Source organism: Arthrobacter sp. 05L428 (genome assembly GCF_056397665.1).
Map to the genome: position 1 here is coordinate 91,482 of NZ_JBFTNW010000007.1, position 13,296 is coordinate 104,777.

Annotated in this window: 12 protein-coding genes; 6 read left to right on the top strand and 6 right to left on the bottom strand. The window is 67.5% G+C overall.

All coding sequences use genetic code 11. The features are described from left to right. Positions 1-118: 118 nt before the first annotated feature. Positions 119-1,069: a 3-methyl-2-oxobutanoate hydroxymethyltransferase gene (panB, locus tag AC1DH3_RS13355; RefSeq protein ID WP_441418866.1), complete on the bottom strand. Its 951-nt coding sequence runs from the start codon at positions 1,067-1,069 to the stop codon at positions 119-121. Positions 1,070-1,343: 274 nt separating this feature from the next. Here panB and glnA (AC1DH3_RS13360) point away from each other — a divergent pair, with 274 nt between their 5' ends. From glnA (AC1DH3_RS13360) to AC1DH3_RS13380, 5 genes are all read left to right on the top strand, one after another. After that, the gene (gene glnA / locus AC1DH3_RS13360) at positions 1,344-2,684 is read left to right on the top strand and encodes a type I glutamate--ammonia ligase (RefSeq protein WP_138769615.1); all 1,341 of its coding nucleotides are present in this window, start codon (positions 1,344-1,346) and stop codon (positions 2,682-2,684) included. A gap of 9 nt (positions 2,685-2,693) precedes the next feature. Beyond that, complete coding sequence (locus AC1DH3_RS13365) at positions 2,694-5,705, top strand: bifunctional [glutamine synthetase] adenylyltransferase/[glutamine synthetase]-adenylyl-L-tyrosine phosphorylase (RefSeq protein ID WP_476909509.1); 3,012 nt, start codon at positions 2,694-2,696, stop codon at positions 5,703-5,705. A 186-nt stretch (positions 5,706-5,891) separates the two neighbouring features. Beyond that, positions 5,892-7,337, top strand: coding sequence for an amino acid ABC transporter substrate-binding protein/permease (locus AC1DH3_RS13370; RefSeq protein ID WP_441418934.1), 1,446 nt, complete (start codon positions 5,892-5,894; stop codon positions 7,335-7,337). Then, complete coding sequence (locus tag AC1DH3_RS13375; RefSeq protein WP_441418864.1) at positions 7,334-8,083, top strand: amino acid ABC transporter ATP-binding protein; 750 nt, start codon at positions 7,334-7,336, stop codon at positions 8,081-8,083. Before AC1DH3_RS13370 ends, AC1DH3_RS13375 begins: the two co-directional genes overlap by 4 nt. A 58-nt stretch (positions 8,084-8,141) precedes the next feature. After that, on the top strand, positions 8,142-8,657 hold the full coding sequence (locus AC1DH3_RS13380) for a GNAT family N-acetyltransferase (protein WP_441418863.1): 516 nt from the start codon (positions 8,142-8,144) through the stop codon (positions 8,655-8,657). A 63-nt stretch (positions 8,658-8,720) separates the two neighbouring features. On the opposite strand, the gene AC1DH3_RS13385 is transcribed toward AC1DH3_RS13380, so the two are convergent. The 3 genes from AC1DH3_RS13385 to glnA (AC1DH3_RS13395) all read right to left on the bottom strand — a co-directional run bounded on the left by AC1DH3_RS13385 (position 8,721) and on the right by glnA (AC1DH3_RS13395) (position 11,101). Then, positions 8,721-9,005 carry a DUF6221 family protein gene (locus AC1DH3_RS13385; RefSeq protein WP_441418862.1) on the bottom strand — a complete coding sequence of 95 codons (285 nt, stop codon included), beginning with the start codon at positions 9,003-9,005 and terminating at the stop codon, positions 8,721-8,723. A gap of 30 nt (positions 9,006-9,035) precedes the next feature. Then, a complete protein-coding gene (locus AC1DH3_RS13390) occupies positions 9,036-9,485 on the bottom strand; it encodes a hypothetical protein (RefSeq protein WP_476909510.1) in 450 nt (149 codons plus the stop codon). Positions 9,486-9,676: 191 nt separating this feature from the next. Further along, on the bottom strand, positions 9,677-11,101 hold the full coding sequence (gene glnA, locus AC1DH3_RS13395; protein ID WP_138769611.1) for a type I glutamate--ammonia ligase: 1,425 nt from the start codon (positions 11,099-11,101) through the stop codon (positions 9,677-9,679). A gap of 298 nt (positions 11,102-11,399) precedes the next feature. Here glnA (AC1DH3_RS13395) and AC1DH3_RS13400 point away from each other — a divergent pair, with 298 nt between their 5' ends. Further along, the gene (locus tag AC1DH3_RS13400) at positions 11,400-11,837 is read left to right on the top strand and encodes an RDD family protein (protein ID WP_441418860.1); all 438 of its coding nucleotides are present in this window, start codon (positions 11,400-11,402) and stop codon (positions 11,835-11,837) included. A 161-nt stretch (positions 11,838-11,998) separates the two neighbouring features. On the opposite strand, the gene AC1DH3_RS13405 is transcribed toward AC1DH3_RS13400, so the two are convergent. Together AC1DH3_RS13405 and AC1DH3_RS13410 are read right to left on the bottom strand one after the other, a co-directional pair. Further along, positions 11,999-12,361, bottom strand: coding sequence for a DUF3817 domain-containing protein (locus AC1DH3_RS13405; RefSeq protein WP_476909511.1), 363 nt, complete (start codon positions 12,359-12,361; stop codon positions 11,999-12,001). Positions 12,362-12,529: 168 nt separating this feature from the next. Further along, positions 12,530-13,291, bottom strand: coding sequence for a DUF4191 domain-containing protein (locus AC1DH3_RS13410; protein ID WP_175321643.1), 762 nt, complete (start codon positions 13,289-13,291; stop codon positions 12,530-12,532). Positions 13,292-13,296: the final 5 nt, after the last annotated feature.

Genomic DNA, 13,296 nt, shown 5'->3' on the forward strand with positions numbered 1-13,296 from the left:
CCGTTGTCCTCCTGGTTCACGGGTTGACCGGCTCCGGCAAGTCCACGCTGCCGGCGCAGTGGACGTTGAAGCGCTGTGCCGGCAGCTCCGGCCCCTGCTGGAACCCGTTGCTTTGCAGTTAGAAGGAATGTTCCGGGCCGGGGAAGTGGCCTGATCGGACGTCGTCGCCGTAGGCCTTCGCGGCGTCGCTGAGTGTGGTCCGCAGATCCGCGTACTGCTTGACGAACTTGGCCATCTTTCCGCCGCGCAGCCCGGCCATGTCCTGCCACACCAGCACCTGGCCGGTGGTCGCGTTGCCGGCGCCGATGCCGATCGTGGGGACCTCGACGGCGGCGTCCACGGCGGCCGCCGTCGGCGCCGGAACCATTTCCATCAGCACACAGAACGCGCCGGCGTCGGCCAGGGCGACGGCGTCGTCGATCAGCCGCTGGGCGTCGTCGCCGCGGCCCTGGACCCGGTAGCCGCCGAGGGCGTGCTCGCTCTGCGGCGTGAAGCCGATGTGCGCCATCACGGGGATGCCGGCCTGGACCATGGCCCGGACGGTCTCGGCATAGAACTTGCCGCCCTCGATCTTGACCGCGTGCGCGAGTCCTTCCTTGAGGAAACGCACGCCCGTCGCCACTGCCTGCTGGGCGGAGACCTCGTAGCTGCCGAAAGGCAGGTCGGCCACCACGAGGGCGCGCCGCGCGGAACGGGTTACCGCGCGGCACAGCGGGATCAGCTCGTCCACGGTGACGGGCAGGCTCGTTTCATTGCCGAAGACATTATTGGAGGCCGAATCTCCGACCAGCAGCACCTCGATGCCGGCCGCATCGAAGATCTCGGCGGTGTACTGGTCGTAAGCCGTCAGCATGGCGAAGCGCTCACCGTTGAGCTTGGCCTGGCGCAGGTGGTGCGTGCGGATGCGGCCGGCGGGTTTGGCGGCAGTGTCTTTGGCGGCGCTGTCTTTGGCGGCGCTGTCCGGCGCCGGCTCCTGGCCTGCGCCGGCCGCGCCCGTTGCGGGGCCATTGCCGTAGGGGGCAGCGAGTTCTGCGGACGTGCTGGAATCGGGGCTGTTGCTGGGGGCCATGCCACGAGCGTAGTGCGATACCCGGCGTCCTAGCTACCGGGCGGCCCCGCCGGCTCGGTGATAGCCGTCACAAACGGGGCGTCCGGGCACCTCAGGAGGGACACCCAAGCGGCGGTTCGGCGGCCGTTGTGTTAACGGTGTGTTACGCCGGTGCGCTACGCCAGCAATCCCCGGGAATGCTTAGTAGAGTGATTCGAGAGCAGCTGCGGGCGCCAGCCAGGACGAGTAGTCGGGACGGGTCCGGGGCACGGACGTAGACCCGGAAAGAGGCACCATGGACCGCCAGCAAGAGTTTGTCCTGCGGACGATCGAAGAGCGTGACGTGCGCTTTGTGCGCTTGTGGTTCACCGACGTCGTGGGATCGCTGAAGTCTGTGGCCCTCGCCCCGGCCGAAGTTGAAGGCGCCTTCGAGGAGGGCCTGGGCTTCGACGGGTCCTCGATCGAGGGCCTGGCCCGCGTCTTCGAATCCGACATGTTGGCCCAGCCGGACCCCTCCACCTTCCAAATCCTGCCGTGGCGCGGTGAGACGGAAGCGACCTCGCGGATGTTCTGCGACATCCTGACGCCCGACGGCGAGCCCTCCGCAGCGGATCCGCGCAACGTCCTCAAGCGCAACCTCGCGAAGGCCGCGGACATGGGCTTCACCTGCTACACCCACCCCGAAATCGAGTTCTACCTGCTCAAGTCCCAGCAGCCGGGCCCGGACGGCGCACCGGTTCCGGTGGACGAGGGCGGCTACTTCGACCACGTTCCCGGGGGCGTGGCGCAGGACTTCCGGCGGACCGCCGTGACCATGCTGGAGTCGGTGGGCATCTCGGTCGAGTTCAGCCACCACGAGGCCGGCCCGGGGCAGAACGAGATCGACCTGCGCTACGCGGACGCCCTGCAGACCGCGGACAACATCATGACCTTCCGCACCGTGATCAAGGAGGTCGCGCTGCAGCAGGGGACCTACGCGACCTTCATGCCCAAGCCGTTCACCGCGCACCCGGGCTCCGGCATGCACACGCACTTCTCGCTGTTCGAGGGCGACACCAACGCCTTCTACGAAGCCGGGGCGGAATTCCAGCTCTCCGAAACGGCCCGGCAGTTCATCGCCGGCATCCTCAAGCACGCCCCCGAATTCACCGCCGTGACCAACCAGTTCGTGAACTCCTACAAGCGCCTCTGGGGCGGGGGAGAAGCGCCCAGCTACCTGAGCTGGGGCCACAACAACCGCTCGGCCCTGGTCCGGGTTCCGCTGTACAAGCCCGGCAAGGGCCAGTCCGCGCGGATCGAATACCGCGGCATCGACTCGGCCGCCAACCCTTACCTCGCCTACGCCGTGCTGCTTGGTGCCGGGCTGAAGGGCATCGAAGAGGGCTACCAGCTGCCCGCCGCCGCCGAGGACGACATCTGGTCGCTGAGCTCGGCCGAGCGCCGTGCCATGGGCCACGATCCGCTGCCGGCCAGCCTGCACGACGCGATCCGGACCATGGAGGATTCCGAGCTCATGCCGCAGATCCTGGGCGAGCAGGTCTTCGAGCACTTCCTGCGCAACAAGCGGGCCGAGTGGCAGGACTACCGCCTCCAGGTGACGCCCTACGAGCTGCAGCGCAACCTGGCCATCCTTTAGGCGGCCGCGGTGAGCCTGGCACGGCGCCTCATCGCCGCGGGTTTCAACGACCTGGACAAGGGCGAGCGGTTCCTGGCCGCCCCGGAGCTGGCGGGCCTGGACGAGGATGCCCTGTTTGCCGGGCTGCAGCTGGCCGCCAACCCGGACACGGCTCTGCAGTCCCTGGTCCGGCTGATCGAGAAACACCCGAAGCTGCGGGACCTGGCCGCGGCCGAGCCGGACCGCAGCGAGCCGCTCTACCGGGTGCTCGGCGCTTCCGAGGCGCTGGGCGAGTTCCTCATCCGGCACCCCGAGCACCTGGACGCCTTCGACACGACGGCCAGCCCCGAGCCGCAGGCAGCCGACGCCGCCGGGTTGCGCACCCGGCTGCTGCAGTCGGTCCGCGCCGACCCGAAGGCCGCCCGTCCGGTCGCGGCCGTGACCGGGCAGGAAGGGTACGAGGCCCTCCGCACGGCGTACCGGCGGGGGCTCGTGGAGCTCGCCATCAAAGACCTTTGCGCCGCCGATCCGCTGGACTTCATGCCCGCCGTCGGGGCCGAACTGGCTGACCTGGCCGGCGCCGCGATCGAGGCAGCCCTGGCCGTGTCCCGGGCCGAGGCGGCGGAGCAGTTCAGCGCAGCGGACGTGGCCGACATCGGTCTGGCCGTGATCGGGATGGGCAAGTGCGGCGCCCGCGAACTGAACTACATCTCCGACGTCGACGTCATCTATGTGATCGACGCCGGCGCCCTGGAGGACTCGCGGGCGAACACCATCGGCACCGCCCTGGCCTCGGGGATTTCACGGGCCATCATGTCCACCGGCCGGGAGCCGGGGCTCTGGGAGGTCGACGCCAACCTCCGGCCGGAGGGCAAGTCCGGGCCCCTGGTGCGCACCTTGGCCTCGCACGAGAGCTACTACGCGCGCTGGGCCGAAAGCTGGGAATTCCAGGCCCTACTCAAGGCCCGCACCATCGCCGGCGACGCCGGGCTCGGCGCCCGCTACGAGGCCGCCGTCGCGCCGCTGATCTGGTCCTCCGCGGGCCGCGAAGGGTTCGTCGAGTCGGTCCGTTCGATGCGCCGCCGGGTCACCGAGCACATCCCGGCCGAGGAGGAGCAGCGGCAGATCAAACTGGGCCGCGGCGGGCTGCGCGACGTCGAGTTCACCGTCCAGCTGCTCCAGCTGGTGCACGGCAAATCCGACGAAACCCTGCGCTGCCGGGACACCACCTCGGCCATCGCTGCGCTTTCCGCCGGCGGCTACATCGGACGCTCCGACGCCAAGGAATTCGACCGCGACTACCGGTACCTGCGCCTGCTCGAGCACCGGATCCAGCTCTTCCAGCTGCGCCGCACCCACCTGATGCCCGTCAAGGAAGCGTCGCTGCGTTCCCTCGCCAAGGCGGTGCTGGGCCCGTTCTCCAACGAACGTCCGCACCCGGACGCGCTGCTCAAGGCCTGGCGCCAGACCAAGCGTTCCGTGCGGGAACTGCATGAACGCATCTTTTACCGGCCGCTGCTCAACACCGCGGCCGCGCTGAGCAGCGAGGAGGCCAAGCTCACGCCCGAAGCCGCGCAAGGCCGGCTCGCCGCGCTCGGCTACCTCGATCCTCCCGGCGCCATGCGGCACATCGAGGCGCTCACCGGCGGCGTGAGCCGGCGCGCCGCGCTGCAGCGCCAGCTGCTGCCGATCCTGCTCGGCTGGCTCGCCGAGGGCGTGGACCCCGACGGCGGGCTGCTGGCCTTCCGCCGGGTCAGCGAGGCGCTCGGCACCACGCACTGGTACCTCGGCCTGCTGCGGGATTCGACGGCGGCGGCCGAGCGGCTGTGCCATGTGCTCTCCAATTCCCGGCTCATCTCGGACCTGCTGGAGGTCTCGCCAGAGTCCGTGGCCTGGCTCGGCTCGGACAAGGACCTGGCGCCGCTCAGCTACGAGGCGCAGTGGCTGGAGATCACCTCCAAGATGTCCCGGCACTCGGACCCGGAAAGCGCCATGCGCCTGATCCGGCTGATCAGGCGCCGGGAGATCCTGCGCATCGCCATCGCGGACAGCGCCGGACTGCTGGACCAGGACCAGGTGGGCGCGGCCCTGGCCGATACCGACCGGGCCGCCGTCCTCGGCGCCCTGCGGGTGGCCGAGACGGTTGTTGCCGCCGGGGAACCACTCAAAACCCGGGTGCTGGTGGTGGCTATGGGGCGTCAGGGCGGTCGCGAGATCGGCTACGGCTCGGACGCCGACGTCATGTATGTGCACCGCGGCCTGCCCGGCGTGCCGGAGGACGAGGCGCAACAGCAGGCAGCCCGGATTGTCGGCAAGCTCTCCAGCCTGCTGACCCAGCCGCTCAAACCTGCCATCCTGGCCGAACGCGTGCTGATGGTGGACGCGGACCTGCGTCCGGAGGGCAAGAGCGGACCGATGGTGCGTTCGCTGGAGTCCTACGCCGAGTACTACCGCCGCTGGTCCCTCATCTGGGAGGCCCAGGCGCTGCTGCGTGCCCGGCCGATGGCCGGCGACGACGAACTTGCCGCCGATTTCGTAGCGCTGATCGATCCCATCCGCTACCCGGAGACCGTTGCGGAGCAGGATGTCCGTGAGGTCAGGCGGGTCAAGGCCCGCATGGAGTCCGAACGTCTGCCACGCGGCGCGGACCCGGCCCGGCACCTGAAACTGGGCCGCGGCGGCCTGAGCGACGTCGAATGGCTCGCGCAGCTGCTGCAGCTGCGGCATGCCGGCAGGCACCCGGAGCTGCGGACGACTTCCACCGTCCAGGCCCTCGAAGCAGCCGCCAGCCTGGAGCTGCTGGAGGCCGGGGAAGTGGTGCTGCTGCTGCGGGCCTGGCGGCTAGCGAGCCGGATCCGCTCCGCCAACGTGATCTGGACCGGACGCGCCTCGGACGTGCTGCCGTCCTCGCGCCGCGACCTGGAAGCCGTGGCCCGCTGGTGCGGCTACGGCCACGGCAACGCCGCCGAGCTTGAGGAGGACTACCTGCGGCTCAGCCGGCGGGCACGGGCCGTCTTCGAGCGCGTCTTCTACGGCCAGTAGGCGGCCGGGCCGACATCTGCCTCGCCGTCGGTCAAATGCGGGTAGCCTCGAGGGGTACTTTGCCGGTCCTCCGGACCGGCTGCCGCACTTACCTAGGGGTTGTTTAACTTGCCCAGACTCCAGCAGACCGGGGCCGCCCGGCCGCGGACGGCCACGGTCATCGGAGCGTTGCTGGCCTTCGCCGCCATGCTCTTCGGTGCCTCAGGTGCCGCCGCGGCCCCCGCGGCCGCACCCGCAGCGCACCAGTCCGTCGACCGGGCCCAGCCGGCCGCCGCGCCGTCGAGCCTTTCCGGAAAGACCTTCGTCATCGGCACGGACACCACGTTCGCCCCCTTCGAATTCCGTGACGCCGGCGGTGAACTGACCGGAATCGACATGGACATCATCCGTGAGATCGCCAAGAGCCAGGGATTCGCCGTCGAGATCAAGTCGCTCGGCTTCAACGCGGCCCTGCAGGCGCTGTCCTCCAACCAGGTCGACGGCGTGATCGCCGGCATGTCGATCACGGAACCCCGCAAGCAGATCTACGACTTCTCCGACCCGTACTTCGAATCGGGCGTCCAGATGGCCGTCGCCAAGTCCAACAAGGACATCGAGGGCTACGAGGACCTCAAGGGCAAGACGGTCACCGCCAAGACCGGCAGCGAGGGCGAGACGTTCGCCAAGTCGATCGCCGGCAAGTACGGCTTCACGGTCAAGTCCCTGGACCAGTCCGCCACCATGTACGAACTCGTGAAGTCCGGCAACGCCGTCGCAGTCTTCGATGACTACCCGGTGCTGGCCTACGGGATCAGCCAGAACAACGGCCTCAAGGCCGTGTCCGAGAAGGAAAAGGGCGGCTCCTACGGTTTTGCCGTCAACAAGGGCAAGAACCCGGAACTGCTGAAGGCGTTCAACACCGGGTTGGCGGAGCTGAAGTCCAGCGGCAAGTACCAGGAAATCCTGGACAAGTACCTCAAGGACCCCACGCAGGCCGCCCAGTCCAGCTTCTGGGAGCTGCTGGCCAACAGCTTCCCCGCCCTGATGAAGGGCCTCGGGAACACCGTCCTGGTCACCGCGATTTCCTTCGCCCTGGCCATGCTGATCGGCCTTTTCATGGGGTTCATGAAGATCTCCACGAGCGCGCTGCTGCGCGGGATCGCCACCACCTTCGTCAGCATCTTCCGCGGGACCCCGCTGCTGGTCTGGGCCTTCTTCTTCTACTTCGGCATCCCGCAGCTGACCGGCCAGCCGATCGACATCTGGGTGGCCGGCGTGCTGACCCTCAGCCTCAACGCCGGCGCCTACATCACCGAAATCGTCCGGGGCTCCATCCAGTCCGTGGACCCGGGCCAGCTCGAAGCCAGCCGCAGCCTGGGCCTGGGCTACGCGAAATCCATGCAGAAAGTCGTGGTCCCGCAGGCGTTCAAGATCATGACGCCGTCCCTGATCAACCAGCTCATCATCATGCTCAAGGACAGCTCGCTGCTGCTCGCCATCGGCTTCGCCGAACTGCTTTACCAGGGCCAGCAGATCTACGCCGGGAACTTCCGGATCACCGAAACCCTGCTGATCGTCGCGGTCCTGTACTTCGTGGTGATCATGCTGCTGACCAAGCTGGCCAACGTTGCGGATAAGAGGTTCAACAAATGAGCACGGCAGTCACTGCACCCAGCAAGATTTCCGTCCGGGAGCTGAAGAAGTCCTTCGGCGCCAATGAAGTCCTCAAGGGCATCAACGCGGAGGTTGCCGAAGGCGAGGTGGTCTGCGTGATCGGGCCCTCCGGCTCCGGCAAATCCACTTTCCTGCGCTGCCTGAACAAGCTGGAGGACATAACCGCCGGCCACGTCACGGTGGACGGTTTCGACGTGACCGACCCCAAGGTGGACATCAACGAGGTGCGCCGGCACATCGGCATGGTCTTCCAACACTTCAACCTGTTCCCGCACATGTCCGTGATCGAGAACATCATGCTGGCACCGGTGGAGTCGAAGAAACAGGGCAAGGACGAAGCCCGGGCCAACGCCCTGAAACTGCTGGAGCGCGTTGGTCTCGCCGAGAAGGCCGATGCCCGTCCGGCGTCGCTCTCCGGCGGCCAGAAGCAGCGCGTGGCGATCGCCCGGGCGCTGGCGATGAACCCGGACATCATGCTCTTCGACGAGGCCACATCCGCGCTGGACCCGGAAATGGTCGGCGAGGTGCTGCAGGTGATCAAGGACCTTGCCCGTGAGGGCATGACGATGGTGCTGGTCACCCACGAGATGGGCTTCGCCCGTGAAGTGGCCGACCGAGTGCTGTTCATGGCCGACGGCGTCATCTGCGAGCAGGGCGCTCCGGAGGAGTTGTTCGGCAACCCGCAGCAGCCGCGGACCCGGGAATTCCTCTCCAAGGTCCTCTAGGCGTTGTCCGCCGGGCTGCCCGACGGCGGGGCAGCCCGGCTTTGGATACGCTTCTGATATGTCTGAACACGTGTGGCTGATCGCCTTGAAGAACCTCGACGACGACGCCCGGGCCATCAAGCTCGGGGAGGTCGCCGGACTGGAGCTGGGCGAGGGGCAACGGAAGTTCGTCGGGGATCCGCTGCGGATGATGCTGATGGGACTCGAAGAGGGTAGCCGCTTTCCCTATGTCATGGATTCCAACGGCTCGGCCGTCGGCGTAGCAACCCTGCAGGCCGGGGCCGCACGCGCCGCCGGCTGGGCCGACGACGATTCCGCCTGGCTGCTGCGCGGTTTCCTCGTGGACCGGCGGCAGCAGGGCAGGGGATTCGGTGCGGCCGCGGCTGCCGCGGCCGTGCGTGAAGCCGCCAGGCTCACGTCCGCGCTGGGCGGGGAGCAGCGCGGCGTCGTCCTGTCCGTCAACGAGGCCAACCCGGCCGGTCAGGCCGCCTACCGCAAGGCCGGATTCGAGGACCGCGGGCAATACCTGGGCGGCGACGCCGGCCCGCAGCGGATCATGTACCGGGGGTTTTGACCGGCGCACGAGACATTCCGCCCGGGCTGCTGATTGTGAGGTTACGTGCGGAACGCGCCGCACTCATTCGTGGGTCGCGGCCCACTCCGGGTCGAAATCCGGGTGGTCCTCGTAACCTGCGGCGAGGATGTTGAGCATGGCGCGGCGGGCCATGGCCAGTTCGCCCTGGGCGTCCGTGCTGTCGAAGAGGTCCGCCGAGGCCCGCTTCCAGCGCGCCAGGATCTCCCGCTTCTGGGCACACTCGGCGCGCATTGGCGCGGCGAGCGGGGGAGACGCGGAGTGGTCCGGAACGGGGGCGTGCCGGAGCTCTGCTTCTTCTTCATCGATTCGAGCTTCTAGAAACTCCACAATATCCACACGAGGGATTGTGCCACGCCACTACGCCGGGTGGGAGGTTTCGTCGCCCGGGGGACGATTGTCATCCGCTGAGGTGAGGGCTGCCCGGATGAGCCGGGAGTAGTGCCGGTCATGGGGAGCGAGGCGGTCCAGGTGCGCAGCCAGTTCCTCCACCCGCTCAATCACGGTCCGCCGCTCTTCAACGAGGGCTAGCAGGTAGCGCCTGTCCCGGGCGGACTGGTCGGCCACGCCGCCGACAAATTCGTTCTCGTCTGCCGTGAGTCTTTCCTCAATTGCGGCGAGAGCCGCGTCCGGGGAGTCTGCCGGGGCGGGTGCGGGGGTGGGCGCCGTCGGGGATCCTGCTGGCTCGCCCGGCGTCGCCGCAACCGCCGCCGATTCCCCGAGGCCATCGCGGCGGTCCAGGCGGGAGTAGCCGGGTGCCGGGTCGTCGGCCACGAGGTGTTGGCGTACAAAGCTTCGGAACCGGGACATCACCGCTCCTCGATGTAGTTCCTGGGACCAAGCGTAGCCTCGAATTGGCGGAGACGGACGGCTAATTATCTCCGGGTGCGGCACAAAGCGGCTTGGCCCCGGCCTGGACAGCGCGGCTAAGCGGCACATGACACAAAAAAGGCCGGCCCAGAGGTTTCGCGAACCTCCGGACCGGCCTTTTGTCTGCGGGGCTAGACGCCGTAGTAGAGCTCGAACTCGTACGGGTTCGGGCGCAGCGAGAGCGGGCGGATCTCGTTCTCGTACTTGTACTCGATCCAGGTGTCGATCAGGTCCTGGGTGAAGACGCCGCCGGCCTGCAGGAACTCGTTGTCCTCGGCCAGGGCTTCCAGGGCTTCCTCGAGCGTGCCCGGGGCCTTGGGGATGTCCTTGGCTTCCTCGGCGGGGAGCTCGTAGAGGTCCTTGTCGATCGGCGCCGGCGGTTCGATGCGGTTGCGGATGCCGTCAATACCGGCCATCAGCTGGGCCGCGAAGGCCAGGTACGGGTTGGAGGAGGGGTCCGGAGCGCGGAACTCGATGCGCTTGGCCTTCGGGTTCGAGCCCGTGATCGGGATGCGGATACCGGCGGAGCGGTTGCCCTGCGAGTACACCATGTTGACCGGAGCTTCGAAGCCCTTGACCAGGCGGCGGTAGGAGTTCACCGTCGGGTTGGTGAAGGCCAGGACGGCGGAGGAGTGCTTCAGCAGGCCGCCGATGTACCAGCGGGCGGTGTCGGACAGGCCCGCGTAGCCCTTCTCGTCGTAGAAGAGCGGCTCGCCGCCGTTCCACAGCGACTGGTGGCAGTGCATGCCCGAGCCGTTGTCACCGAAGACCGGCTTCGGCATGAAGGTAACCGACTTGCCCCAGGCATCGGCGGTGTTCTTGATGACGTACTTGAACTTCTGCAGGTCATCGGCCGCGTGGGTCAGGGTGGTGAACTTGTAGTTGATCTCAGCCTGGCCGGCGGAACCGACCTCGTGGTGGCTGCGCTCGACCTCAAGGCCGGCCTCATCCAGCGCGATGCACATGGCGTCGCGCAGGTCGGCCTGCTTGTCGGTCGGGGAGACCGGGAAGTAACCGCCCTTGACGGGGGTCTTGTAACCGAGGTTTCCGCCTTCTTCTTCGCGGCCAGTGTTCCAGTGGGCTTCCTCGGAGTCGATCTTGTAGAAGCTGCCCTGCGGGGAGGACTGGTACTGAACGTTGTCGAAGACGAAGAACTCGGCCTCGGGGGCGAAGAACGCGGTGTCGGCAATGCCGGTGGAGGCCAGGTAGGCCTCGGCCTTCTCGGCCACGCCGCGGGGATCGCGGTGGTACGGGTCGCCCGTGCGCGGGTTCACGATGGAGAAGTTCAGCGCGAGGGTCTTCTCGATGCGGAAGGTGTCAACGAACGCCGTCGTGACGTCCGGGATGAGCTGCATGTCCGACTCGGCGATGCCCTGGAAACCGCGGATCGACGATCCGTCGAAAAGCTGGCCGTTGACGAAGAAGTCCGCGTCAACACTCTTGGCGGGGACGTTGAAGTGCTGCTGAACGCCCGGGAGGTCGGTGAAGCGGATATCAACGAATTTGATGTCTTCGTCTTTGATGAACTTGAGGACTTCGTCCGCAGTCTTGAACATCTATGCTCCTTACGCATATGAAAGATCTGGCCGTGAGGCCGTGTGGTCCAGCGCAGTCCGACGTCGGGGAAAACGCAGTGTTCACCCCGCCTACGGTGCCGCTAGCAACTGTTACCACCCTAAGGACACGGGATTTCCCCGCGGTGTCCGCTTTGTTTCGGGCAGGTTACAGAATGCGCTGACGTGTTAAAGCTAGTCGCTGTCCACAGTGTGGCCTATCCGGGTCCGCTCTGTGACCGCCCAGCGTCCAGATGGTGAACACCCCCGAGGGCCGCCCGGGAGCCGATAGGCTTGGGGGGTGGTTGATCGTAAAGACATAGGCTCGTGGCTCAGCGGACCGGACACGTCCGGCATCTCCAAGTATCCGGGGGAGCGGCTGGGTCTGCCCGAGTCCGGCCCCGGCTCGATTGCCCGCGCGGGCCGGCGGATCCTGGCCATCTGCATCGACTGGGGGATCGCCCTGTTGATCAGCAACTTCGCTTTTGGCGGGAACTCCTGGGCCACGCTGGCGGTGTTCGCCGTCGAACAGGCCCTGCTGGTCGGAACCCTGGGCTACAGCATCGGGCACCGGATCATGGGGATCCACGTCATCCGGCTTGGCGGCGGTCCGGCGGGTCCGCTCCCGGCCCTGGTCCGGAGCGTGCTGCTTTGCCTGGTGATTCCCGCCGTCATCTTCGACCCGGACCACCGCGGCCTGCACGACAAGGCCATGAACACGGTGCTCGTCCGGATGTAGCCGCCGCGGGGTTGGGCTTCGGGGACGAATCCGCCGCTGTTCTGTGCCGAAAGCGGCTGCGAATTGCCGAAAATGGCCGCTATGGCACCCGACTAAGCGGCCGTTTGTGGTGAATGGACGGGCGTGGTGCCGCAAGGTGATCCCACCGGACCCTGCTGACTCTAGACCCGGGTTGTTTCCTCGGCCGGGATCGATGTGACTCCGTGCGGACCTTCAGCCAGATAGCCGCGCCCGCCGGCCCAGCGTTCGAACCAGATGGTGGTGAACGGCAGGACCGCGGAGAGCCCTGCGAACAGCGCCACCCGGAACGGCCAGCGCTGCAGCCGCCACAGCGCCAGGGCGGACAGGCCGTAGCCGATGAAGAACGCCCCGTGGACCGGCCCCGCCAGTTCGACGCCCAGTTCGGTGGTCCGGAGCACCCACTTGAGGAACATTCCCACCAGCAGTGCTGCCCAGCTGAAGGCTTCGGCGACGGCCAGGATCCGGAAGATCCTGATCACGGCGGTCTTGGCGGGAAGTTTCATGGGGCAGTCTCCGGATTCGGTTGTGGCGGTGCCGCGCGCTGGGGCCGGCGCCCGGCGTCGTACGGTCGGTCGTAAGGGATAACGCAGGGGTTAAAGTGGACCGCCCCGGCTCCCGGCAAGATGCCGGCAACCGGGGCGCCCCGGGAAAGCTGTGGCCAACGGGCGTCCCTAGCGGCCGCGGGCCGCCTTGCGGTCGGGGCGGGCCTTGTAGGGGTCGATTCCCTTGGGGATCGGCAGGCGGTTGCCGAGCGAGGAGATGCGCTTCGAAACGGTGCTGACCTCGGTCTTGGTCAGTTCGTTCTTCATCTTGCCCATCTTCTTGGCGACCTGGCTGATCGGCACCTGGCCCTCGCCCCGGCCGCTCTCGATCACGTGGATGGTGACGTTGGGCAGGATGCGGGCGAGGCGCTTGCGTTCGCCGTCGAGCAGTGGCTTGACCCGGTGGCTGGGGCCCTCGCTGACCAGTACGACGCCGGGGCGTCCGATGGCGCGGAAGACGGCGTCCTGGGTGCGCGGGTTGACGGCGACCGGCTGGTCCTCGGTGATCCAGCCGCGGCGCAGGGTGCCCAGCGCGGCGCCCGAGGCCCCCGGCTGGTTCTCAATCTGGGCGAACGCGGCGCGCTCGGCGCGGCGGGACAGGATCAGGGTGGCGGCCAGAATGCCCAGCGGAATGCCGATGATCAGGCCCGTGATCCAGTTATCCAGCAGGAACCCGACGAGGAAGCTGACCGCGACGACGCCGAGGAACGCCAGCAGCATGAGCCACGGGACCATCGGATCGTGGCGGCGGGTCATCTGGAAGACTTCCCTGATCTGCTTCAGCCGGCTCGGCTTCTTGGCCTTGGCTTCCTTGGGCTTGCGGGAAAAAAGGCCACGCTTCGGCTCATCGGCTGAAGAAGTGGACGTGCTGGAGTCAGGGAAATTCGCCATAGTGC

Coding starts and splice junctions, on each gene's coding strand:
- panB (WP_441418866.1), bottom strand. CDS start 1,069: ATGGCCCCCAGCAACAGCCCCGATTCCAGCACGTCCGCAGAACTCGCT.
- glnA (WP_138769615.1), top strand. CDS start 1,344: ATGGACCGCCAGCAAGAGTTTGTCCTGCGGACGATCGAAGAGCGTGAC.
- AC1DH3_RS13370 (WP_441418934.1), top strand. CDS start 5,892: ATGCTCTTCGGTGCCTCAGGTGCCGCCGCGGCCCCCGCGGCCGCACCC.
- AC1DH3_RS13375 (WP_441418864.1), top strand. CDS start 7,334: ATGAGCACGGCAGTCACTGCACCCAGCAAGATTTCCGTCCGGGAGCTG.
- AC1DH3_RS13380 (WP_441418863.1), top strand. CDS start 8,142: ATGTCTGAACACGTGTGGCTGATCGCCTTGAAGAACCTCGACGACGAC.
- AC1DH3_RS13390 (WP_476909510.1), bottom strand. CDS start 9,485: ATGTCCCGGTTCCGAAGCTTTGTACGCCAACACCTCGTGGCCGACGAC.
- glnA (WP_138769611.1), bottom strand. CDS start 11,101: ATGTTCAAGACTGCGGACGAAGTCCTCAAGTTCATCAAAGACGAAGAC.
- AC1DH3_RS13405 (WP_476909511.1), bottom strand. CDS start 12,361: ATGAAACTTCCCGCCAAGACCGCCGTGATCAGGATCTTCCGGATCCTG.
- AC1DH3_RS13410 (WP_175321643.1), bottom strand. CDS start 13,291: ATGGCGAATTTCCCTGACTCCAGCACGTCCACTTCTTCAGCCGATGAG.